The 22,923-nt window shown below is 61.3% G+C and carries 19 protein-coding genes; 8 read left to right on the top strand and 11 right to left on the bottom strand.

The window, feature by feature from the left end; translation table 11 throughout:
• Positions 1-30: 30 nt before the first annotated feature.
• Both N2A98_RS05655 and N2A98_RS05650 read left to right on the top strand, forming a co-directional pair.
• Positions 31-876, top strand: coding sequence for a 2OG-Fe(II) oxygenase (locus N2A98_RS05655; protein ID WP_275623130.1), 846 nt, complete (start codon positions 31-33; stop codon positions 874-876).
• Positions 877-910: 34 nt separating this feature from the next.
• Complete coding sequence (locus N2A98_RS05650; protein WP_047712672.1) at positions 911-2,317, top strand: pyridoxal-dependent decarboxylase; 1,407 nt, start codon at positions 911-913, stop codon at positions 2,315-2,317.
• On the opposite strand, the gene N2A98_RS05645 is transcribed toward N2A98_RS05650, so the two are convergent.
• Positions 2,314-4,650: a bifunctional diguanylate cyclase/phosphodiesterase gene (locus N2A98_RS05645; RefSeq protein ID WP_275623129.1), complete on the bottom strand. Its 2,337-nt coding sequence runs from the start codon at positions 4,648-4,650 to the stop codon at positions 2,314-2,316. The two genes, N2A98_RS05650 and N2A98_RS05645, sit on opposite strands and share 4 nt — an antisense overlap.
• Positions 4,651-4,982: 332 nt before the next feature.
• Between N2A98_RS05645 and lon the strand changes: the two genes are divergently transcribed.
• From lon to cmoB, 5 genes are all read left to right on the top strand, one after another.
• A complete protein-coding gene (gene lon / locus N2A98_RS05640; RefSeq protein WP_047712670.1) occupies positions 4,983-7,403 on the top strand; it encodes an endopeptidase La in 2,421 nt (806 codons plus the stop codon).
• A gap of 199 nt (positions 7,404-7,602) precedes the next feature.
• Positions 7,603-7,992 (top strand): protease inhibitor I42 family protein, encoded by a 390-nt coding sequence (locus tag N2A98_RS05635; RefSeq protein ID WP_032893399.1) that lies wholly within the window; start codon positions 7,603-7,605, stop codon positions 7,990-7,992.
• Between the two features lies 1 nt (position 7,993).
• Entirely contained in the window at positions 7,994-8,650 is a 657-nt protein-coding gene (locus N2A98_RS05630; RefSeq protein WP_275623128.1) for a lysoplasmalogenase, read from the top strand.
• 36 nt (positions 8,651-8,686) lie between these two features.
• Positions 8,687-9,430 carry a carboxy-S-adenosyl-L-methionine synthase CmoA gene (cmoA, locus tag N2A98_RS05625; RefSeq protein WP_120248712.1) on the top strand — a complete coding sequence of 248 codons (744 nt, stop codon included), beginning with the start codon at positions 8,687-8,689 and terminating at the stop codon, positions 9,428-9,430.
• Positions 9,427-10,383 (top strand): tRNA 5-methoxyuridine(34)/uridine 5-oxyacetic acid(34) synthase CmoB, encoded by a 957-nt coding sequence (cmoB, locus tag N2A98_RS05620; RefSeq protein ID WP_044272067.1) that lies wholly within the window; start codon positions 9,427-9,429, stop codon positions 10,381-10,383. The genes cmoA and cmoB overlap by 4 nt, the downstream gene beginning before the upstream one ends.
• A gap of 138 nt (positions 10,384-10,521) precedes the next feature.
• On the opposite strand, the gene tadA is transcribed toward cmoB, so the two are convergent.
• The 10 genes from tadA to lptF form a co-directional block, all read right to left on the bottom strand.
• Entirely contained in the window at positions 10,522-11,022 is a 501-nt protein-coding gene (gene tadA / locus N2A98_RS05615; protein WP_275623127.1) for a tRNA adenosine(34) deaminase TadA, read from the bottom strand.
• Complete coding sequence (locus N2A98_RS05610; RefSeq protein ID WP_078802553.1) at positions 11,022-12,404, bottom strand: multicopper oxidase family protein; 1,383 nt, start codon at positions 12,402-12,404, stop codon at positions 11,022-11,024. Before N2A98_RS05610 ends, tadA begins: the two co-directional genes overlap by 1 nt.
• 249 nt (positions 12,405-12,653) lie before the next feature.
• Entirely contained in the window at positions 12,654-13,397 is a 744-nt protein-coding gene (gene pdxJ / locus N2A98_RS05605) for a pyridoxine 5'-phosphate synthase (RefSeq protein ID WP_044272063.1), read from the bottom strand.
• Between the two features lie 51 nt (positions 13,398-13,448).
• Positions 13,449-14,138, bottom strand: a complete 690-nt coding sequence (gene recO / locus N2A98_RS05600) for a DNA repair protein RecO (RefSeq protein ID WP_032893405.1) — start codon at positions 14,136-14,138, stop codon at positions 13,449-13,451.
• A gap of 167 nt (positions 14,139-14,305) precedes the next feature.
• Positions 14,306-15,208, bottom strand: a complete 903-nt coding sequence (gene era, locus N2A98_RS05595; protein ID WP_028618988.1) for a GTPase Era — start codon at positions 15,206-15,208, stop codon at positions 14,306-14,308.
• Positions 15,201-15,890, bottom strand: a complete 690-nt coding sequence (rnc, locus tag N2A98_RS05590; protein WP_003188856.1) for a ribonuclease III — start codon at positions 15,888-15,890, stop codon at positions 15,201-15,203. The genes era and rnc overlap by 8 nt, the downstream gene beginning before the upstream one ends.
• Before the next feature lie 144 nt (positions 15,891-16,034).
• A complete protein-coding gene (lepB, locus tag N2A98_RS05585; protein ID WP_003188855.1) occupies positions 16,035-16,889 on the bottom strand; it encodes a signal peptidase I in 855 nt (284 codons plus the stop codon).
• A gap of 5 nt (positions 16,890-16,894) precedes the next feature.
• Positions 16,895-18,694 (bottom strand): translation elongation factor 4, encoded by a 1,800-nt coding sequence (lepA, locus tag N2A98_RS05580; protein WP_003188853.1) that lies wholly within the window; start codon positions 18,692-18,694, stop codon positions 16,895-16,897.
• A gap of 257 nt (positions 18,695-18,951) precedes the next feature.
• Positions 18,952-20,031, bottom strand: coding sequence for an LPS export ABC transporter permease LptG (gene lptG, locus N2A98_RS05575; protein ID WP_044272060.1), 1,080 nt, complete (start codon positions 20,029-20,031; stop codon positions 18,952-18,954).
• Positions 20,024-21,142 carry an LPS export ABC transporter permease LptF gene (gene lptF, locus N2A98_RS05570; protein WP_003188848.1) on the bottom strand — a complete coding sequence of 373 codons (1,119 nt, stop codon included), beginning with the start codon at positions 21,140-21,142 and terminating at the stop codon, positions 20,024-20,026. Before lptF ends, lptG begins: the two co-directional genes overlap by 8 nt.
• 284 nt (positions 21,143-21,426) lie before the next feature.
• Here lptF and N2A98_RS05565 point away from each other — a divergent pair, with 284 nt between their 5' ends.
• A complete protein-coding gene (locus N2A98_RS05565; RefSeq protein ID WP_034128658.1) occupies positions 21,427-22,917 on the top strand; it encodes a leucyl aminopeptidase in 1,491 nt (496 codons plus the stop codon).
• Positions 22,918-22,923 lie beyond the last annotated feature (6 nt).

The following is a 22,923-nucleotide window of genomic DNA, read 5'->3' as shown; positions in this document are numbered from 1 at the left end:
CGGATAAAACTTTAAAGGGAGCTTCACTGCATGACGGACCATGTCGCTACAAAACCGATTCTTTCCACCCCCACAAAAATCCTGGAACTTGAACACCTCACTACTGCAAGTTTGAAAAAACTCATCAGTGGCGAAGTGCTTGCCATTCGGGTACCTGAATTTGCCAACGCCACCACCAGCGCACGGTTGATTCAGGCCATCGACGACACCGCCACCCTGGAACACTACGGCCATGAAACCTACGAAGAGGGCCGCGTCGTTCAGCACTTCTATGGTGTGCATCGCTGGGGCACCCCGTTCAACTCCACGTACGGCAAGGCCGCCGGCAGTGATGTCCAAGAGAAATATTATGCTGACGCGGCGCGTATGCGCGGCCTTATTGACAGCCTCTGTGCGCCGCAAAAGCCGCCCATTCAACAGCTGATGGAACAATTCCAGACGTTCTGGCCGCAAGGTGCAACAGCCGCTGCGTTCCAGGGCCAACCGATGTTTTGCGGGATCATCCGCGTCATGTTCCCGGAGACGGCGCACCTCTCGGAAACAGTGCCCCATGTGGATTGCCTGCCCCGCACAATCGCTGAACTGCAGCATCAATTCAGCGCCAATATCTATCTTGAAACGCCGCCTTCGGGAGGCGAGTTGGTCATCTGGGATACCCAAGCCTTTAGCTATGACCAGGTGCAGCGCTTCGAGGGTGCCCAACTGCCCGAACAGTGTTTACAAAAACCGCTGCGCATCCGCCCACGCCAGAACGAACTGGTGCTGATCAATACCCGCCGCCCCCACGCCATCTGCGGGTTTGATTCGGGAAAACGCGTCAGCATGCAGTCGTTTATCGGCTATACCCCCGGTGAACCGTTTTACTTCTGGTGCTAATACTTTTATTGCTCGTGCACATGGACGTTTATCTATGACCCCCGAAGAATTCCGCCAACATGGCTATGCCATGATCGACCTGATTGCAGATTACCGACAGAACATCGAACAACGCGGCGTGCAGCCCACCACCCAACCTGGCGAGATCAAAGCCGCCCTGCCGGTCAGCCCGCCTGACACCGCCGAACCCTTCGAACAGATCATGGGCGACGTCGAAAAACTGATCATGCCCGGCTTGCTGCATTGGCAGCATCCCAGTTTCTTCGGGTTCTTCCCTTCCAATGTGGAACTGTCCTCAGTGCTGGGCGATTGCCTAAGCACCGGCCTGGGTGTGATTGGGTTGTCCTGGCAATCCAGCCCGGCCCTCACCGAAATCGAGGAAGTCACCACCGACTGGCTGCGCGACATGCTCGGCCTGGGCAGCTCATGGAGCGGTGTGATCCAGGACTCTGCGTCCACCTCCACGCTGGTGGCGCTTATCAGCGCCCGGGAACGCAGCTCCGATTACGCGCTGATGCACAACGGCCTGCAAAACAGCGGCGCGCCCCTGATCGTCTACACCTCAGCCCATGCCCACAGCTCAGTCAACAAAGCGGCGATCCTGGCCGGATTCGGCCAGAACCATATCCGCACCATCGCTACCGATGCACACAATGCAATGTCGCCCCAGGCACTGGCGCAGGCCATCGAACAGGACCTGGCCGCCGGCAACACGCCCTGCGTGGTGATCGCCACCACCGGTACCACGGCCGCCATGGCGATCGACCCGCTGGCAGCCATTGGCGACCTCACCCAACGCCATGGCCTGTGGCTGCACGTGGACTCGGCCATGGCTGGCGCGGCAATGATCCTGCCGGAATGCCGGGCCCTGTGGGATGGCATCGAAAAGGCTGACTCGCTGGTGCTCAACCCGCACAAATGGCTGGGCGCGGCTTTCGATTGCTCGGTGTACTTCGTGCGCGACCCCGAGCATTTGATTCGCATCATGACCACCAACCCGAGCTACCTGCAGTCCAGCGCAGACGGCCAAGTGCGAAACTACCGTGACTGGCGGATCTCCCTGGGCAGCCGCTTTCGCGCCTTGAAGTTGTGGTTTCTGATACGCGAGCAAGGCGTCAGCGGCCTGCAAGCGCGGCTGCGGCGAGACCTGGCCAATGCGCGCTGGCTGGCAGAGCAGATCGAAGCCACTGAGCACTGGACACTGGTGGCCACGCCCGCCTTGCAAACCCTGTGCATTCGCCATGAACCGCCGGGGTTGGAAGGCCAGGCGCTGGATACTCACACCCGAGCCTGGGCAGAAAAACTCAACCAGTCAGGCGATGCCTACGTCACCCCCGCGATCCTCGATGAGCGCTGGATGGTGAGGGTGTCTATCGGTGCACTGGGCACCGAACGCCAGCATGTCGAACGGTTGTGGGCGCGATTGCAAACCCTGGTTTAAGTAGGCACCCGTTCACGCCGCATCCACCGCTCGAACGCCATGGCATTGAGCGGGCGGCTGATCAGGTAGCCTTGGGCGGTGTCGCAGTTCCAGCGTTTGAGCAAGGTGAGGCTGTGCTCGAACTCCACGCCCTCGGCCACCACCTTGAGCCCCAGGCTATGGCTCATCTCGATGGTGGAACGCACGATCACGCCGTCGCCGCTGGTGCTGTCGAGGTTGCGTATAAAGGACTGGTCGATCTTCAGTTCTTGCACCGGCAGGCGCTGCAATTGCGCAAGGGAGGAGTAACCGGTGCCAAAATCATCCACCGACAGGCTGATCCCGCAGTTGCGCAACTGCTCCAGCACGCTGAGGGCCTGCTGCGGGTTGTGCATGATGGCGCTCTCGGTGATTTCAAAAATCAAATGCTCGGCGCCCACGTGGTATTGGGCCAATAGCGCGGTAACGCGAATGGCCAAGTCGTCATCCGCCAAGTCGTTCACCGAGATATTCACCGACAGTTGGATAACCAGCCCACGCTGCGCCCATTCGGCAATCTGGCGGATGGCCTCCTCGATCACCCACAGCGTCAGCGCGCCCATGCTGCCGGTGCGTTCGGCCAGGGGAATGAACTCTGCGGGGGACACTTGCCCCAGCGTCGGGTGTTGCCAGCGCAGCAAGGCTTCGGCCTGGCTCACGTTCCCGTGCCGCAGGTCGAGCTTGGGCTGGTAGCACAGGAACAACTCGCCTTCGATCACGGCGCGGCGCAGGTCGCGAATCAGGGTGATCTGGCGTTGGTAGGCGAGGTCGCGGTCCGGCTGGTAGATCTGCAAATGCCCCGGGAGGTTGGCCGCGTCGTGCCGGGCGATGGCCGCGCGGTTGATCAATTCTTCCACCTGCTGCCCGTCAGCAGGGTACGCGGCGATGCCGATGCTCACCTCATGGCGCACTTCGTCATTGCCGATGCGCAGGGGTTCGGTCAACGCCCCATGCAGTTGGTCGGCGCGGGCCACGGCGCAGTCGATCTCGGTGTTTTCCAGTAATAACAGAAACTCACTGCCGGCGATGCGCGCCGCGGTGTCGCTGGCCAACAGGCTGCTGGACAAGCAGCGGCTGGCCTCGCACAACATGTGCTCGACACCTTCGGGGCCAAACCCTTCGTTGATGAGCCGATAGTTTTCAATGCCTACGTACAGCAATACCACCGGCCGCCTCGCGCTGATCGCACTGCCCAGGCGCTCCATGGCCAGAGCGCGGTTGGGCAGGCCGGTGAGCGGATCATGCAAGGCATTGTGGGCCAGTTGCCGCTCACGCAGGGCGATGCCGCTTTGCATGGCATTGAACGCACGCGCCAGCAGGCCGAACTCGTCGTGGCTACGCACCCGCACCGGGGTGCGGTAGTCACCGGCCCCGATCCGTTCAGCGGCTTGCACCAGCGCATTGAGCGGGCGTGACACGCGCCGCGCCAGGAATAACGCCACCGCCAGGGACACCAGCAGCACCGCCAGGGCAATCCCCATGAACTGCCGGTCCAGCGGCGCGAAGGATTCCAGCGCATGGTCCAGCGGGCTTTGCAGCAATACGCGCACTTCATCGCCTTCGCCGCTGTTGGCCAACGGCAACACCTGGCTGAGCACACGCTGGCCATGGAACAGCTGGATCTTCGCCTCGGGATCGACCTGCGTGCCATGCAAGAGGCTGATGATGCTTGGGCGCCAATTGCCAGGGTGGGTGGTGAACAGCTGACCGAGATGGCCGTCCTGCACGCTGAGAAACGACACCTCCAGGTTGCTCATGGAACGCAGTTCATGGGCAAATTGCGTGTCCATGGGAAAGCCCATGACCACGCGGGCGATAGGCACAGGCCCGATCACATCCTTTTGCACCAGCAAATAGGGGCGCCCGGCCATGGCGACGATCAACATTTGCTGACCGCTGCGCCGCGCCTTGCGCAAGGCATCGGCATACGGGAACAGCTGACCGCGCGTCTGCACCAGCAGAGTACTGACCATGACCCGGTCATCCAGGCCCAGCACCACCACTTCGCTGGAACTGACCCCGGTACCATGGGTGCCCAGCGCGTCCAGGATAGGCCCCGTGCGGCCACCGGCCACCGCCTGCTTGAACGGCCCATCGGCGGTGAGCCAGTCCAACCCGTACTGCAAGCGCCGCCCGCGCAGGTCCAGCAGGCGCTCGAACACCTGCCGCCCCGTGTTCAGCTGCACGTCGGCCTGGTTCTCCACCGCGCGCGTGGTGGCGGCCTTCACGGCAAAATAGGTGGCGGCCACGACCACCAGCAACAACAGCGCCAGCACCCCGGCGATGCGGGTCTGAAACGTGTGGCGCCAGCGCATGGCCGCACCCTCGGGCCGTGCTCGTCGCTCTTGGCCGTGCTTTCCTGATGTCATACGCGTCCCTGCCGACTGCTAACCGGCGTCAAAAAAACATCCTTTTTTATGGGGAATTTTATTACAGCAGGTTAGCTGGGACTGGGGATAAGTAAACCCAATAAAAGCTGGGCTTCGCTGTCACATTATTGACGATCATTTCGAAAAGCAGAGGCATAAAGCACATTGACCGCGCCTCTCCCGTTATTTCATGCAAATTGTTGCTAACGACGCCGCCCCATTGAAACCACCGCAACCCCGCCCCATCTAACCTGCATACTTACTGATGCAGGTGCCCCATGAGCGACCAGCAAGAATTTCCAGATTACGACCTCAACGATTACGCCGACCCCGAAAACGCTGAAACCCCCTCGTCCAATACTGGCCTGGCGCTGCCTGGGCAAAACCTGCCGGACAAGGTCTACATCATCCCGATCCACAACCGGCCGTTTTTCCCGGCCCAAGTGTTACCGGTGATCGTCAATGAAGAGCCCTGGGCCGAAACCCTGGAGTTGGTGAGCAAATCCGACCACCATTCCCTTGCGCTGTTTTTCATGGACACGCCGCCCGAAGATCCACGGCACTTCGACACCTCGGCCCTGCCGCTGTACGGCACCCTGGTGAAGGTGCACCACGCCAGCCGCGAGAACGGCAAGCTGCAGTTCGTGGCCCAGGGCCTGACCCGCGTGCGCATCAAGACCTGGCTCAAGCACCACCGCCCACCGTACCTGGTGGAAGTCGAATACCCGCACCAGCCCAGCGAGCCGACCGATGAGGTCAAGGCCTACGGCATGGCGCTGATCAATGCGATCAAGGAACTGCTGCCCCTCAACCCGCTGTACAGCGAAGAGTTGAAGAACTACCTCAACCGCTTCAGCCCCAACGACCCGTCGCCGCTCACCGACTTCGCCGCCGCCCTCACCTCGGCCACCGGTAATGAGCTGCAGGAAGTGCTGGACTGCGTGCCCATGCTCAAGCGCATGGAAAAAGTGCTGCCGATGCTGCGCAAAGAGGTGGAAGTCGCGCGCCTGCAAAAAGAACTCTCCGCCGAAGTGAACCGCAAGATCGGCGAGCACCAGCGTGAATTCTTCCTCAAGGAACAACTCAAGGTCATCCAGCAGGAGCTGGGCCTGACCAAGGACGACCGCAGCGCCGACGTCGAACAGTTCGAACAGCGCCTGCAAGGCAAGGTGTTGCCGGCCCAGGCACAGAAGCGCATCGATGAAGAACTGAACAAACTGTCGATCCTGGAAACCGGTTCGCCGGAATATGCCGTCACGCGCAATTATCTGGACTGGGCCACCTCGGTGCCGTGGGGCGTGTACGGCGCAGACAAGCTCGACCTCAAGCACGCGCGCAAGGTGCTCGACAAGCACCATGCGGGCCTGGATGACATCAAGAGCCGCATCCTCGAATTCCTCGCCGTGGGCGCCTACAAGGGCGAAGTCGCCGGTTCCATCGTGCTGCTGGTGGGCCCACCGGGCGTGGGCAAGACCAGTGTGGGCAAGTCCATCGCCGAATCACTGGGGCGGCCGTTCTATCGCTTCAGTGTCGGCGGCATGCGCGACGAGGCCGAGATCAAGGGTCACCGGCGCACCTACATCGGCGCCCTGCCCGGCAAGCTGGTGCAGGCGCTGAAAGACGTGGAAGTGATGAACCCGGTGATCATGCTCGACGAGATCGACAAGATGGGCCAGAGCTTCCAGGGCGACCCGGCGTCGGCGCTGCTGGAAACCCTGGACCCGGAGCAGAACGTCGAATTCCTCGACCACTATCTGGACCTGCGCCTGGACCTTTCCAAAGTGCTGTTCGTGTGCACCGCCAACACCCTGGACTCGATCCCGGGCCCATTGCTGGACCGCATGGAAGTGATTCGCCTGTCGGGCTATATCACCGAAGAAAAAGTCGCCATCGCCAAGCGTCACCTGTGGCCCAAGCAATTGGAAAAAGCCGGCGTGGCCAAAAACAGCCTGACCATCAGCGACGGCGCCTTGCGCGCCTTGATCGACGGTTATGCGCGAGAGGCCGGCGTGCGGCAGTTGGAGAAGCAACTGGGCAAGCTGGTGCGCAAGGCGGTGGTCAAGCTGCTGGATGAGCCGGACTCGGTGATCAAGATCGGCAACAAAGATTTGGAAAGCTCCCTGGGCACGCCCGTGTTCCGTAACGAGCAAGTGCTGTCCGGCACCGGCGTGATTACCGGCCTGGCCTGGACCAGCATGGGCGGCGCCACCTTGCCGATTGAAGCGACGCGCATCCACACGCTCAACCGTGGCTTCAAGCTCACCGGGCAGTTGGGTGAGGTAATGAAAGAGTCCGCCGAAATCGCCTACAGCTACATCAGTTCCAACCTGAAGTCGTTTGGCGGCGATGCGAAGTTCTTCGATGAAGCCTTCGTGCACTTGCACGTACCAGAAGGCGCCACCCCCAAAGACGGCCCGAGTGCCGGCGTGACCATGGCCAGTGCGTTGCTGTCCCTGGCCCGCAACCAACCGCCGAAAAAAGGCGTGGCGATGACTGGCGAACTGACGTTGACCGGGCATGTACTGCCGATTGGCGGGGTGCGCGAGAAGGTGATTGCCGCGCGGCGCCAGAAGATTCACGAGTTGATCTTGCCGGAGCCCAACCGTGGCAGCTTTGAGGAGTTGCCGGATTATTTGAAGGAAGGCATGACGGTGCACTTTGCCAAACGGTTTGCGGATGTGGCGAAGGTGCTCTTCTGATAGATCTCTAGCGCCTGGGCTGGCCCTATCGCGGGCAAGCCCGGCTCCCACAGGGATCGGTGTTGTTAATGACAACGCGGTCAAGTGTGGGAGCGGGCTTGCCCGCGATGGCGCCAGCCGCCACACCGCATGCCCTCTTGTCACACCTTGTCTCATCTTCGGTTATGCTCCCCCTTCGTCGTGTATTAACGGAGCCTTCATGACCGCTGCCCGCCTGTTTCTCCCCTTGAGCCTTGCCCTGCTGGCCGGATGCGCCAGTGCCCCCAAGCAAAACGTCAGCGTGGACAACCAGAGCGCCTGCCCGCTCCAGCTTAAAAACGGGCAAAACCTGATCCTCACCCTGCCCAGCAACCCCACCACCGGCTATCGCTGGGCCATCCAGGACTCCGCGGGCGGCGTGTTGCGCGCCTTGAGCCCCGAGGTCTACAGCAGCACCGAATCCGGCGTGATCGGCGGTGGCGGCCAGTCCACCTGGCGCTTCCAGGCGTTTGCTCCAGGGCAAGGGCGGTTGCGCCTGACGTCCCAGCAACCCTGGGAGCCAGAAGCCGAACCTGTCGAAACCTTTGACTGCGCCATTACGGTGAACTGATATGCCCTGGCTGATCCTTGCGTTGATGGGCGCCGGCACCTTTGTCTATGGCCTGGCGACCCATGCGACGCTGCTGTGCCTGCTGGTCAAGCCGCTGCCGGTGCTGGCGCTGCTGGGATGGCTGCATGACGCGCCGCCCACCGAGTATCGACGCTGGATCAGCCTGGGGTTGATTTTCTCCGTGGTGGGCGACGTGTTGCTCGCCTGGCCAGGCGACCTGTTTATCTTTGGCCTGGGCGCGTTCCTGTTCGCGCATCTGGCCTATCTCAAAGCCTATTTCAGTGACTGTCGGCGCTCAGCCTTGCTGCCGCTGGTGCTGGCCCTCGGCGTTGGCGCAATCTTGCTGAGCATCCTGATCGCCCATGGCCTCGGTGAATTGCTGATACCGGTGGTGGTTTACGCACTGGTGATCAGCGCCATGCTTTGGCGTGCGTTGGCGCGACTGGGCAGCCAGGTGCCCAAACGTTCGGCGTGGCTGGCGGCGGCGGGTGCGGTGTCGTTTGTGGTATCCGATGCGCTGATCGGCATCAACCGGTTCGTGCTGGCGTTCGAGGCGGCGCCGTATTTACTGATCGCCACCTACTGGCTCGGGCAGTGGGGCATCACCGCCTCGGCTTTCCATCAGACAACCCGCGCATCCGAGGACCAACTTGGCTAAAATGCCGGCCTTTCCCCCATCGTCGCCGGAACAGCCGTGAGCAAAGAACCCGATCGCCTATTCGCCCAGCCCCTGCCCCAGGTGCCGGACTTCGCCTTTAACGAGGATGTGGTGCGGGTGTTCCCGGACATGATCAAGCGCTCGGTGCCGGGTTACCCCACAATCGTCGAAAACCTCGGCGTGCTGGCCGCGCAATTTGCCCAGCCCCACAGCGTGCTGTATGACCTGGGCTCTTCCCTGGGTGCCGTGACCCAAGCCCTGCGCCGCCATGTACGCACCGAGGGTTGCCGGGTGATCGCCGTGGATAACTCCGCCGCGATGGTCGAGCGCTGCCGCGAATACCTCAATGGCCAGGATTCGATGTTCCAGGAGTTGCTGCCCGTGGAGGTGATCGAGGGCGATATCCTCGCCCTGCAATTCAAGCCCGCCTCGGTGGTGGCCCTGAACTTCACCCTGCAATTTATCGCCCCAAAGGAGCGCCTGGCGTTGCTGGGGCGCATTCGCCAGGCGCTGCTGCCGGGCGGGGCGTTGATCCTCTCGGAAAAGCTGCGCTTTAACGATGTTGAAGAGCACGCGCTGCTGACCGACCTGCATATCGCCTTCAAACGCGCCAACGGCTACAGCGAACTGGAAATCGCCCAGAAACGCAGCGCCATCGAAAACGTCATGAAGCCCGACAGCCTCGAAGAACACCGCGAACGCCTGCTGGCGGCCGGGTTCTCGAAAGTCGTGCCGTGGTTCCAGTGTCTTAACTTTGCCTCGTTGATTGCCTTGCCATGATTGATTTGTCCCCCCTCGCCCGCCACTTGGTCGGCACCCCCCTGGCCGTCTGGGCCCAGGGCCTGCAAGCGCAGCTCGATAGCAAGATGGAAAAAGGCCATGGCGACCTGGAGCGCTGGCAGAGTGCGTTGGATGCACTGCCGAAGATCCAGCCCAGTGAAGTCGACTTGTTGAACGGCCTGGTGCTGGACACTGATTGCGACGACGCCACCCGTGAGCAAATGCACACCGCCTTGATGGGCCTGAGCCCCTGGCGCAAAGGCCCGTTCCATCTGTTCGGTGTGCATGTGGACACCGAGTGGCGTTCGGACTGGAAGTGGTCGCGAGTGGCGCCGCACCTGAACCTCAAAGGCAAGCGCATCCTCGACGTGGGCTGCGGCAACGGCTACTACATGTGGCGCATGCTCGGCGCCGGGGCCGACAGCGTGATTGGCGTGGACCCCAACTGGCTGTTCTTCTGCCAGTTCCAGGCGGTGCAGCGTTACCTGTCCGAACCCAAGGCCTGGCACCTGCCGTTCCCGTTCGAAGACTTGCCGGCCAATCTGGAAGGCTTCGACACGGTGTTCTCCATGGGCGTGTTCTACCATCGCCGCTCGCCTATCGAGCATTTGCTGGCGTTGAAGGACACCCTGGTCAAGGGCGGCGAGCTGGTGTTGGAAACATTGGTGGTGGAAGGCGATCAGCAACAAGTACTGGTGCCGGAAGACCGTTACGCCCAGATGCGCAACGTGTGGTTCCTACCGTCGGTGCCGGCGTTGATGCTATGGCTGCGCCGCGCCGGTTTCAGTGATGTGCGTTGTGTGGATGTGAGCGTGACCACGATTGAGGAACAGCGTGGGACGCAGTGGATGAAATATCAGTCGCTGAGCGACTTCCTGGATCCTGAAGATCACAGCAAGACCATTGAAGGGCTGCCGGCACCGATGCGAGCGGTGATCATCGCGCGCAAATGACCCGCCGATCTTCTTGAATAAATGGAGATCAAACTGTGGGAGCGGGCTTGCTCGCGAATGCGGTGTGTCAGTCAAAGATAATGTGACTGACACACCGCATTCGCGAGCAAGCCCGCTCCCACATGGTTTTTTTCAGCGTTAGTTAGATTGTGGTTTGGCCCGGCGAGCCTTGAAGAACTCACTCAACACCGTGCCGCACTCCTCGGCCAGCACGCCGCCTTCAAACAGTACCTTATGGTTAAGAAAACCCTGGGTAAAAAACTGCCCCTGGCTTTGCACGATTCCCGCCTTCGGCTCCAAAGCGCCATACACCACCCGCGCCACCCGCGAATGCACGATCAGCCCCGCACACATGCTGCACGGTTCCAGCGTCACGTACAGCGTGCTGCCCACCAGCCGATAGTTGCTGATCGCTTGCGCAGCGGCGCGGATCGCGACCATTTCGGCATGGGCGCTGGGGTCGTTGCCGCTGATGGGGCAGTTGAAGCCGCGGCCGATGATTTCACCGTCCTGCACCAGCACGGCGCCCACCGGCACCTCGCCCAATGCCGCGCCTTGGGCGGCGAGCGCCAGGGCTTCGCGCATAAAGTCCTGGTCGCGGCTGCGGTCGATAATCGCGGCGGGGCGAGTCTGGCGCATCACACCACCTCGATCGCGGCCATCAGGCCGGTTTCCATGTGGTCGATCACATGGCAATGGAACATCCACACCCCGGGGTTATCCGCCACCAAAGCCACACGGGCGCGTTCGTTCTTGCCCAGCAGGTAGGTGTCGGTGAAATACGGGATCACCTTGTGGCGGTTGGACGCGAGCACCTTGAAACTCATGCCGTGCAGGTGGATCGGGTGCTGGTACTGGGTCATGTTCTTCAATTCGAAAATATAGCTCTTGCCCTTTTCCAGCTTGGCAATCGGGCGGTCGGCGCAGGTCTTGTCGGTGATGTCCCAGGCCTGGCCGTTGATCTGCCACAGGCTCGGCGGCTTGCCGTTCTCGACATTGACCGACACCGAGCCGACCCATTCGAAATTAAAGTTGAGCTTCTCCGCGTTGGCCAGGTCTGGCTCGGCGACCGGGTTGGCCGGCAATGCCTTTGGCCACGCGGTAGGCGCGTCGGTATTGGCCACCGAGCGGAAGGTGCCAAGGCGCACCGGGCCGTTGCGCAGCGACAGTTCTTCGCCCGCCGGTGGCGCCTTGATCGCCAGGCAAATGCGCATGCCCGGGCCCAGCCAATATTCCTTGCCCAACGGGCGCGGCTCGATGGGGTTGCCGTCCAACGCGTAGATCTGCGCTTCGACGCCAGGAATATTGAGGCGATAGGTCAGGGTGTTGTCGAGGTTGAGCAAGCGCACGCGGGTGATTTGCCCAGCCGGCAGGTCGATCACCGCCTGGGGCACGCCGTTGATAGTCGAGAGGCGCCCGGCCGTGCCGCCACGCGCCGCTTCACGGGGGATGCTGAACTCGACGAACGCACCCTCCTCGTCGATGTGCCAGTTCTTCAGGCTCAAGGTGCGTTCGTACTTGAAGCCGGTGGGTTCGCGCTCTTCCACGATCAACGGGCCGACCAGGCCACGGCCGAGCTCTTCGCTGCTGCTGACATGGGGGTGGTACCAGTAACTGCCGGCATCGGGCACGCGGAATTTGTAGTCGAAGTATTCGCCAGGCAGCACGGGCAATTGTGAGACGTAGGGCACGCCGTCCATTTCCAGCGGCAGGCGGATGCCGTGCCAGTGGATGGTGGTGGCAACCGGCAGATGGTTGATAAAGCGCACCCGCAGCCACTCGCCTTGGCGCACCCGCAACTCGGTGCCCGGCGCCGATGGGCCGAACGCCCAGGCTTGAGTCTTGTGCCCCGGCACCAACTCTACGTCCAGGGGTGCGGCGATCAGCTCGTAATCGTGCCCGGCCTCGGACTCAGCGACTTTCCCCAGCCAGTAGCGGTAACCACCGCCGGCTCCGACGCCTACTACGGCCAGGCCAGCAAGACCACCCAGGATTTGTCGACGGGAAAAGGATCGGGACACAACAACCTCGCGTATCTGCCGCAGGCCAAGGGCCCGCAAAGGGCAGATACGATACACCTGCGCCGGCTAAACAGTAAGGCTTCGCATTGCCGCACAGCGCAATTGTAAGACCCGATGAAGATCAAATGTGGGAGCGGGCTTGCTCGCGAATGCGGGGTCTCAGTAAATGCATCTTTAACTGACCCACCGCATTCGCGAGCAAGCCCGCTCCCACATTTTGGTCCTCAGTGTTCTTTAGACTGCGTTCACTCAGGCCTTGGCAGCAGCCAAAATCAGGGCTTTCATCTCGGCCACGGCGCCTTTGAAACCGACGAACAGCGCGTGGGCCACCAGCGCATGGCCGATGTTCAGTTCGTTGATACCGTTGATCGCGGCCACGGCTTCGACGTTGTGATAGTGCAGGCCATGACCGGCATTGACGATCAAGCCTTCGTTGAGCCCGCAGTTCACGCCGTCGATGATACGTTGCAGTTCGTCGGCCACTTCAGTCGGCGTGGTGGCATCGGCATAACGGCCAGTGTGCAGCTCGATGGCCGGGGCGCCCACTCGGCGGGAGGCTTCGATCTGGCGTTCGTCGGCGTCGATAAACAGCGAGACTTCACTGCCGATCCGCGACAGGCGCTCCACCGCAGCCTTGATCCGCGCTTCCTGGCCGGCGACGTCGAGCCCGCCTTCGGTGGTCAACTCCTGGCGGGTTTCCGGTACCAGGCAGATATGCGCCGGGCGGATGCGCTCGGCGAACGCCATCATTTCTTCAGTGACGCCCATTTCGAAGTTCATGCGGGTTTGCAGCACGTCCTTGAGCAGCAGCACGTCGCGCTCCTGGATGTGGCGGCGGTCTTCGCGCAGGTGCACGGTGATGCCGTCGGCGCCCGCTTCTTCGGCGTCCAGCGCGGCCTTGACCGGGTCAGGGTAACGGGTGCCCCGGGCCTGCCGCAGGGTGGCGACGTGGTCGATGTTGACGCCAAGAAGAATGCGATTGCTGGTGGTCACGGAAGCGCTCCTGAAAAGGGAAAGAATCGGTGCACAGCATACACGGGGATGTCAGGGCTTTCGAAACAACTCGCGACTGACCAGCGGCCGCCCGCCCAGATGCACGGCCAAGGCCTGGCGCATCAGGCGCTTGGCCGCGGACAGCGCACCAGGCGCGTGCCAGTCGGCTTCGCTCATGGCCAGCAGCTCGGTGCCCTGGAACAGGCCGGGCTGCAGCAGGTACACACGCTCAAGCCCTGCATCGACTTGCAGGCGATACATGCCGTCGGCGGCGATGGGCTCGCCGTGCAAGTCGTTGGCCAACTCGAAGCCGTAGCCCAGGTCGTCGAGCAGGCGCCATTCGAAGGCGCGCAGCAGCGGTTCCAACGGACGGCCTTCAGCGAGGGCCAGCAAGGTTGCGGCGTAGTGATCGAAGACTGCCGGGTGCGGGTCTTCGGCGGGCAATAGGCGAATCAGCAACTCATTGAGGTAAAGGCCGCTGAACAGCGCATCGCCGTTAAGCCAGGCCGAGGTGCCAACGCTTTCCAGGCGGCCGACGTTTTTCAGCTCGCCCTTGCCGCGAAACTCCACGTCCAGCGCCACGAACGGCCGCGCCAAGGTGCCCGCCTTGCCCCGCGCGCTGCGCAAGACTGCGCGCAGGCGGCCTTGGGGCGTGAGGAAGTCCACCAGCGCGCTGGTTTCGCGGTAGGCGCGGCTGTGCAGGACGTAGGCGAGTTGGCTGGGGGGTTGAGTTGAGGACATAGGCTCTCGCTGCTGGAATGCGATTGTGACAACAACATAAACCTAATGTGGGAGCGGGCTTGCTCGCGAAAGCGGTGGGTCAGCCAATACATGTACCGACTGAAGAACCGTCTTCGCGAGCAAGCCCGCTCCCACATTTTTCGTCCTGCTGTGTGACTGGAGGCCGATTACAGGTCGCCGTAGCCCAGGGAGCGCAACGCACGCTCATCATCGGACCAGCCACCCTTCACCTTCACCCACAGGTTGAGCATGATCTTGGAGTCGAACAGCAACTCCATGTCCTTGCGCGCTTCGGTGCCGATGCGCTTGATGCGCTCGCCCTTGTCGCCAATGATGATCTTCTTCTGGCCGTCACGTTCGACGAGGATCAGCGCATGAATGTGCAAGGTCTTGCCCTGCTGCTTGAACTCTTCGATTTCGACGGTGATCTGGTACGGCAGTTCGGCGCCCATCTGGCGCATGATTTTCTCACGCACCAGCTCGGCGGCAAGGAAGCGGCTGCTGCGGTCGGTGATCTGGTCTTCCGGGAAGAAATGCTCGTTCTCCGGCAGGTGCTCGGCGATCACGCGCTCCAGGGCTTCAAGGTTGTGGCCGTGCTGGGCCGAGATCGGGATGATCTGGGCGTTCGGCAGTTGTTCCTGCAGCCAGCTCAGGTGCGGCATCAGCTCGGCTTTGTCTTCGATACGGTCGGTCTTGTTCAGCGCGACGATCAACGGGCCGGTCACGTATTGCACACGCTCAAGGACCATCTGGTCTTCGTCGGTCCACTTGGTGCGGTCGACCACGAAGATCACCACGTCGACGTCTTTCAACGCGGCCGAGGCGGTCTTGTTCATGTAGCGGTTCAGGGCTTTCTCGCCGCCTTTGTGCATGCCAGGGGTATCGACATACACCGCTTGCACGTTGCCTTCGGTCTTGATGCCCAGCATGTTGTGGCGGGTGGTCTGGGGCTTGCGCGAGGTGATCGCGAGCTTCTGGCCGAGAATGTGGTTGAGCAGCGTGGACTTGCCCACGTTCGGGCGGCCGACGATGGCAACATAGCCACAGCGTGTTGCGGTTGAATCAGTCATGGCCATTCTCCACGCCCAGGGCAATCAGTGCTGCAGCGGCCGCTACCTGTTCGGCAATACGACGGCTCACACCCTGACCTCGGCTTTTTTCGTTCAATAAGGTGATTTCACATTCCACGAAGAACACCCGGCAATGGGGCTCTCCCTGGATATCCACCACTTCGTAGCGTGGCAGTTCGCAACCGCGCGACTGCAGGTACTCTTGCAGGCGGGTCTTGGGATCCTTGTTGGTATCTACCAGCGTCAGGCTTTCGATTTCCGAGGCCAGCCAGGCGACAACGCGCTCCTTGGCCGTCTCCATGCCTGCATCGAGGTAGATCGCACCGATCAAGGCTTCCAGGGCATCAGCCAGGATTGACTCGCGACGGAAACCGCCGCTTTTCAACTCACCGGAACCCAGCCGCAGGTACTCGCCCAGGCCGAAGCCTCGGGCCAGCACGGCCAGGGTCTCGCCTTTTACAAGGCGTGCGCGCAGGCGCGAAAGCTGGCCTTCTCGCGCTTGGGGGAAGCGCTCGAACAGCGCCTCGCCGGCGGCGAAATTGAGGATAGCGTCACCGAGGAATTCCAGGCGCTCGTTATTGCGCCCTGCAAAGCTGCGGTGTGTGAGGGCAAGGACCATCAATTCCTGGTCCTTGAAGGTGTAGCCGAGCTGGCGCTCGAGACGACTGAGAGAAACGGTCACGGTTTATCCATATCTAGTTGATGGCACCGGCGGCCATCGACGATTGACGCAGTGTTCAAATTCAAATCCTGATGGGTACCGGGCATCGGAAAATGTCCAAGCCCCAGAAAAGCATTCGGCGCTGTGTTCACAGCGCCGCTTGTATTACTTGATCAGCCCGACCCGCGAGAAGTTCGGCAGGTGGCTGAGCTTGGGTTCCGGCCAACTCATCCAGACCGCGAAGGCTTTGCCGACAATGTTCTCGTCGGGCACCATGCCCAGCAGGTCCTTGGGAATGTTGGGGTCATCCCAATAGCGGCTGTCGTTGGAGTTGTCGCGGTTGTCGCCCATCATGAAATAGTGCCCGGCAGGCACTTTCCACTGGCCATCCGGCATCGCACGGTAGCGGCTCATTTCCTTGCGGATCTGGTGCTCCACCGCGCCGAGTTTTTCCTGGTACAGCTCGGCGCTGCCCAAGGTGTTCGGCTCGGCGCCCAACAGTTTCTCGGCCACCGACTCACCGTTGATGAACAGGCGCTTGTCGCTGGTGTAGCGCACCACGTCGCCCGGCAGGCCGACCACACGCTTGATGTAGTTGACGTTCGGGTCGCTTGGGTAGCGGAACACCATCACATCGCCGCGCTGCGGGTCACCCACGGGGATGACTTTCTTGTCGATCACCGGCAGGCGAATGCCGTAGGAAAACTTGTTCACCAGGATGAAGTCGCCCACGTCCAGGGTCGGTTTCATCGACCCCGAAGGGATCTGGAACGGCTCTACCAGAAACGAGCGCAGCACCAGCACGATGAACAACACCGGGAAGAAAGACTTGCCGTACTCAACCAGCAAGGGCTCTTTGTTCAGCTTCTCGACCACCACCGCATCGGGCTGGCTGACGCTGCCCTGATAGGAAGCGATGGCCGCCCGACGACGCGGGGCGAAGAACACCAGATCGAGCAACGCCAGGAGACCACAGACGGCAACGGCAATGACCAGCAACAGCGGGAAATTTAGTGACATAGGACCTAACTATCCAACCTGAGCACCGCAAGGAAGGCTTCTTGTGGAACTTCCACGTTGCCTACTTGCTTCATGCGTTTTTTACCGGCCTTTTGCTTCTCAAGCAGCTTGCGCTTACGGCTTACGTCACCGCCGTAGCATTTGGCCAGTACGTTCTTTCTGAGAGCCTTGACGGAAGTCCGTGCAATGATCTGCCCGCCAATGGCGGCCTGGATCGCGACGTCGAACATCTGGCGCGGAATCAGTTCTTTCATCTTCTCGGTCAGTTGGCGACCTTTGTAGTGCGCGTTGTCCTTGTGCACGATCAGTGCCAAGGCATCTACCTTGTCGCCGTTGATCAGCACGTCCAGTTTCACCAGATTAGCCGATTGGTAACGATCGAAATGATAGTCCAGCGAAGCATAGCCGCGACTGGTGGACTTGAGACGGTCGAAGAAGTCCAGGACCACTTCGTTCATCGGCATATCGTAGGTCACTTGTACCTGGGTACCGAGGAACAGCATGTCGCGCTGCACGCCACGCTTTTCGATGCACAGGGTAATGACGTTGCCCAAGTGTTCCTGCGGTACCAGGATATTGGCCCGCACGATCGGCTCGCGCATGTCTTCGATGGCCGACAGGTCCGGGAGCTTGGACGGGTTGTCGACGTAAATCGTTTCACCGGTTTTGAGCAGCAACTCAAAAATAACGGTTGGCGCGGTGGTGATCAGGTCCAGGTCGTATTCGCGCTCAAGGCGCTCCTGGATGATCTCCATGTGCAGCATGCCCAGGAACCCGCAACGGAAGCCGAAACCCAGGGCGTCGGAACTTTCCGGGGTGTACTGCAACGACGAGTCGTTGAGGGTCAGTTTTTGCAGGGCTTCGCGGAAGTCTTCGAAGTCATCGGAGCTGACCGGGAACAGGCCGGCGTAGACCTGGGGCTGGATGCGTTTGAAGCCGGGCAGCACGTCGACGTCTGGCGTGGAGCTCAGGGTCAGGGTGTCACCCACTGGCGCACCGTGAATGTCCTTGATGCCGGCGATGATGAAGCCTACTTCACCGGCTTTCAGATCAACGGTAGCGGTGTGTTTCGGGTTGAATACACCGACGCTGTCCACCAGGTGGATCTTGCCGGTGGACTTGACCAGGATCTTGTCGCCCTTCTTCACACGGCCATGGCGCACGCGAACCAGGGAAACAACGCCCAGGTAGTTGTCGAACCAGGAGTCGATGATCAATGCTTGCAGCGGATCTTCGTAGTTGCCGGTCGGCGCGGGAATGGTGTGCACCAGGCGCTCGAGCACTTCGTCGACACCCAGACCGGTCTTGGCGCTGCAGGTGACGGCGTCGGTGGCGTCGATGCCGATGATCTTCTCGATCTCTTCCTTGACGCGCTCAGGCTCGGCCTGGGGCAGGTCGATCTTGTTGAGCACGGGCATGACTTCCAGGCCCTGCTCGATCGCGGTGTAGCAGTTGGCAACCGACTGTGCCTCGACGCCCTGGCCGGCATCGACCACCAGCAACGCACCTTCACAGGCCGCCAGCGAGCGGCTGACTTCGTAGGTGAAGTCAACGTGGCCAGGGGTGTCAATGAAGTTCAGTTGGTAAGTGATGCCGTCTTTGGCCTTGTAGTACAGCGTGACGCTGTGGGCCTTGATGGTGATCCCGCGCTCGCGTTCGAGGTCCATGGAATCCAGTACCTGGGCTTCCATTTCACGCTCGGCAAGGCCGCCGCACATCTGGATAAATCGATCGGCCAGCGTCGACTTGCCATGGTCAATGTGGGCGATGATGGAGAAATTGCGGATATGACTCAAATCACTCACGGATCAACACTCAAAAAGGCTGCAGGCAGATTGCCCGCTGAAAAATAGCCGGGAATTGTACCTGATGCTCAGGCCAGACGTCATCTTTGCTGACCAATACAAAAAAGCCCCGTTTCCACGGGGCTTGTTACTGTAGGAGCGAGCTCGCTCGCGAAAATCGCCAACGATAACGCGCTTATTCTGGATAAACGCGGCGTTTCGCAGATTTTCGCGAGCAAGCTCGCTCCTACAGTGAGTAGCATGATGCGAGCGCAGCTTCAACCGGCCCGGCGCAGCAGCCAGAACCCGGCCACGGCGCAAATGGCCGTGGGCACCAGCACCGCAAACAGCGGCGAGAAGCCGAATACCAGGCTCGACGGCCCGAGCAAGTCCTGGGCGATGCGGAAGGTGAAGCCCACCAGCACACCGGTAAATACCCGCTGGCCCAGGGTCACGGAGCGCAACGGCCCGAAAATGAAGGAGATCGCCATCAACACCAAGGCGGCGGTAACCACTGGCTGCAAGACTTTCACCCAGAACGCCAGCCAGTAACGGCCATTGTTCAAACCCTGATCCTTGAGATAGTGGATATAGCTCCACAAACCGGAGATAGGCAGGGCTTCCGGCACCATCACCACGGTATTGAGCAATTCCGGCTTGAGGGCGATATCCCACTGTTCGGTCGGCACATTCACCACTTCGGTGCTGGACTGGGTGCCCTGGCCCACGTTACGAAAGTGCGTGGTGGTGACGTCGCTCAGTTGCCATTGCTCGCCACTGTACTGCGCGCGCTTGGCGAAGCTGGACGACAACATGTGGCGCTCTTTGTCGAAGGTGTAGCGGGTCACCCCGATCAACAGGCCACCCGGTTGCACGGCGTTGATGTGGATGAACTCGTCACCCTGGCGGTGCCACAGGCCGTGCTTGGCGCTTTGCGCATCGCCCGAACCCTGGGCCAGGGCGCGATTGGCCTGGGCGGTGGCTTCGGCCGGTGGCGCGACGTATTCACCGATCAGCACGCTGCACGCCATCAGCAGCAGCATCGGTTTCATCACCGCCCAGACGATACGGCCGATGGACACCCCGGCGGCGCGCATGATGGTCAGCTCGCTGTTGCTGGCCAGGGTACCCAGGCCGATCAGGCAGCCAATCAGCGCGGCCATTGGCATCATGTCGTAAAGACGACGCGGCGCGGTCAGTGCCACGTAGCTCAGCACGTCCGTGACTGTGTAAGTGTCGGTGACGTTGCCCACTTCATCAATGAAGGCGAACAGCAAGGCCAGGCCAAGGATGATGCCCAGTACCGCCAGGATGGCGATCAGTACGCTAATGCCGATGTAGCGATCAAGCTTAGCCACGAGCCAACTCCTTCAGGCCACGACGGCTCTTCATTTTCAAACGGATAGGTTCCCAATAGAGCAGCCCCAGACCGATCATCAGGAAAACCCCATGCACCCACCACAGGCCCAGGGCCGGCGGCAGCTTGCCCTTCTCCAGGGAACCACGGGCAGAAATCAGGATGGTCAGGTAGGCCATGTACAGCAGGATCGCCGGCAGCAACTTGAGGAAGCGCCCCTGGCGAGGGTTGACGCGCGACAGCGGCACGGCCATCAGGGTCACGATAAACACCAGCAGCGGCAGGGACAGGCGCCATTGCAACTCGGCGATGGAGCGCAATTCCGGGCTGCCGAACAGCGATGAGGTGGGCAGCGCGTCGCGGTCGGTCACCTCGTCACTGATCTCGGCCTTGGGCAGCATGACGCCATAGGTGTCGTACTTGATCGCGCGATAGTCCGCCAGGCCTGGGCTGCCGTCGTAGCGGTAGCCGTTTTCCAGGATCAGGTAGCGGTTGCCATCGGGGCGGATTTCCTGGCGCCCGCTGTCGGCCACCAGAATGGTAATGCCACGGTCTTTCTGGTTCTGGCCGAGGTTCTTCTGGGAAATGAACACGCCGCCCAGGTTGGAGCGGTCGTCGGTCATGGTTTCGGTGTAGGTCACCCGTGAACCGTCGCTGAGCGCCTGGAAGCGACCGGGCTCGAGGGTGTCGAACTCCGTCATCGCATCCTGCTTGTTCAGCAGCAACTGGAATTGCATGGCCCCCTGGGGCGCCAGGCTCATGCTCAACCAGGCCACCACCAGGGCAACACCGGCGGCAGGCACCATGGTCATGGCCAGCAGACGCTGCTGGCTCATGCCGGTGGCCGACAGCACAGTCATCTCACTTTCCAGGTACAGCCGGCCATAGGCCAGCAATATGCCGAGAAACAGGCCCAGCGGCAGGATCAACTGGAGCATGCCGGGCATCCGGTAGCCCATGATCAGGAATAGTGAGCCCGGATCCAGGGCGCCAGCGGCGGCTTGGGCCAGGAACTTGACGAAACGACCACTCATGATTATGACCAGCAACACCGCACTCACGGCACTCAGGGTCAACAGGACTTCGCGGGACAGATAACGGAAGACAATCAAACCAGACACTCCAGGGTTGTCAGGCTAAGGCGGCCAAACAAGCAAGCATACCGAGTCGACCCGTTTACCACGGGCCGGCTAAAAAGATGGCGCATTATCCTGTGATTGACCGCGCCTGTCACGGAGCTTACTCATGCGCACGCACAAAGCGTGCGCCAAGGGTTGTCAGGCTCCGCTGGCGAGGTTCAAACTGCGGCCTTTGTCGCTGGCGGTTTACAACGCTGCCGAGCTTTAAAGCCGGAGTACAAGCTCCCGGCTCACAGACCTTGATAAGGGACCCGAAAATGGAATTGGTTGTAAAAAGCGTTAGCCCCGAAACGTTGAAAACCGCCACCCTCGTGGTCGCTGTCGGCGAAGGCCGCACACTCGGCGTCGCCGCCAAGCAACTGGATGAACTGAGCGGCGGCGCTATCAGCGCCGTGCTCAAGCGCGGCGACCTGGCCGGCAAAGTCGGCCAGAGCCTGCTGCTGCAGAGCCTGCCCAACCTTAAGGCCGAGCGCGTTTTGCTGGTGGGCGTGGGCAAAGATGCCGAACTGGGCGACCGTCCGTTTCGCAAGATCGTCAGCGGCATCCTCACCACCCTCAAGGGCCTGGGCGGCAGCGATGCGGTGCTGGCACTCGATGAAATCGTGGTCAAGGGCCGCGACAGCTACGGCAAGACCCGCCTGCTGGCCGAGTCGCTGGTAGACGGCGGCTATATTTTCGACCAGTTCAAGAGCCAGAAAGCCGAACCCCGCGCCCTGAAGAAAATCACCCTGCTGACCATCAAGGCTGCCCAGGCTGAAGTCCAGCGCGCCGTCACCCACGCCCAGGCCATCGCTAACGGCATGTCGTTCACTCGCGACCTGGGCAACCTGCCGCCGAACATCTGCCACCCGACATTCCTGGGCGAACAGGCCAAGGCATTGGGCAAAGAGTTCAAGGGCTTGAAGGTTGAAGTGCTGGACGAGAAGAAAATCAAGGACCTTGGCATGGGCTCGTTCTATGCCGTGGGCCAGGGCAGCGACCAACCGCCACGCCTGATCGTGATGCAATACAACGGCGGCAAGAAGTCCGAGAAGCCTTACGCCTTGGTGGGTAAAGGCATCACTTTCGACACCGGCGGCATCAGCCTCAAGCCGGGCGCCGGCATGGACGAAATGAAGTACGACATGGGCGGCGCCGCCAGCGTGTTCGGTACCTTGCGTGCGGTGCTTGAGCTCAAGCTGCCGATCAACCTGGTGTGCATTTTGGCCTGTGCCGAGAACATGCCGAGCGGCGGTGCTGCGCGCCCGGGCGATATCGTCACCACCATGAGCGGCCAGACTGTGGAGATCCTCAACACCGACGCCGAAGGCCGTCTGGTGCTGTGCGACGCCCTCACCTACGCCGAGCGCTTCAAGCCCCAGGCCGTGATCGACATCGCCACTCTGACCGGTGCCTGCATCGTGGCCCTGGGCTCCCACACCTCAGGCCTGCTGGGCAACAACGACGAACTGATCGAGCAACTGCTCAGCGCTGGCAAGGCTGCCGACGACCGCGCCTGGCAACTGCCGCTGTTCGATGAGTACCAGGAACAGCTCGACAGCCCGTTCGCTGACATCGCCAACATCGGTGGCCCGAAAGCCGGCACCATCACCGCGGCCTGCTTCCTGTCGCGCTTTGCCAAGAACTTCAACTGGGCTCACCTGGACATCGCCGGCACGGCCTGGACCAGCGGCGGCAAGGACAAGGGCGCCACTGGCCGTCCGGTACCCCTGCTGACCCAATACCTGCTGGATCGCGCCAAAGCTTAAGCGGCC

The organism is Pseudomonas sp. FJ2-5-13 (assembly GCF_029201605.1).
Classification (GTDB): domain Bacteria; phylum Pseudomonadota; class Gammaproteobacteria; order Pseudomonadales; family Pseudomonadaceae; genus Aquipseudomonas; species Aquipseudomonas lactis.
The sequence above is the reverse complement of the archived record's forward strand: the minus strand, read 5'-3'. Positions and strand labels throughout refer to the sequence as shown.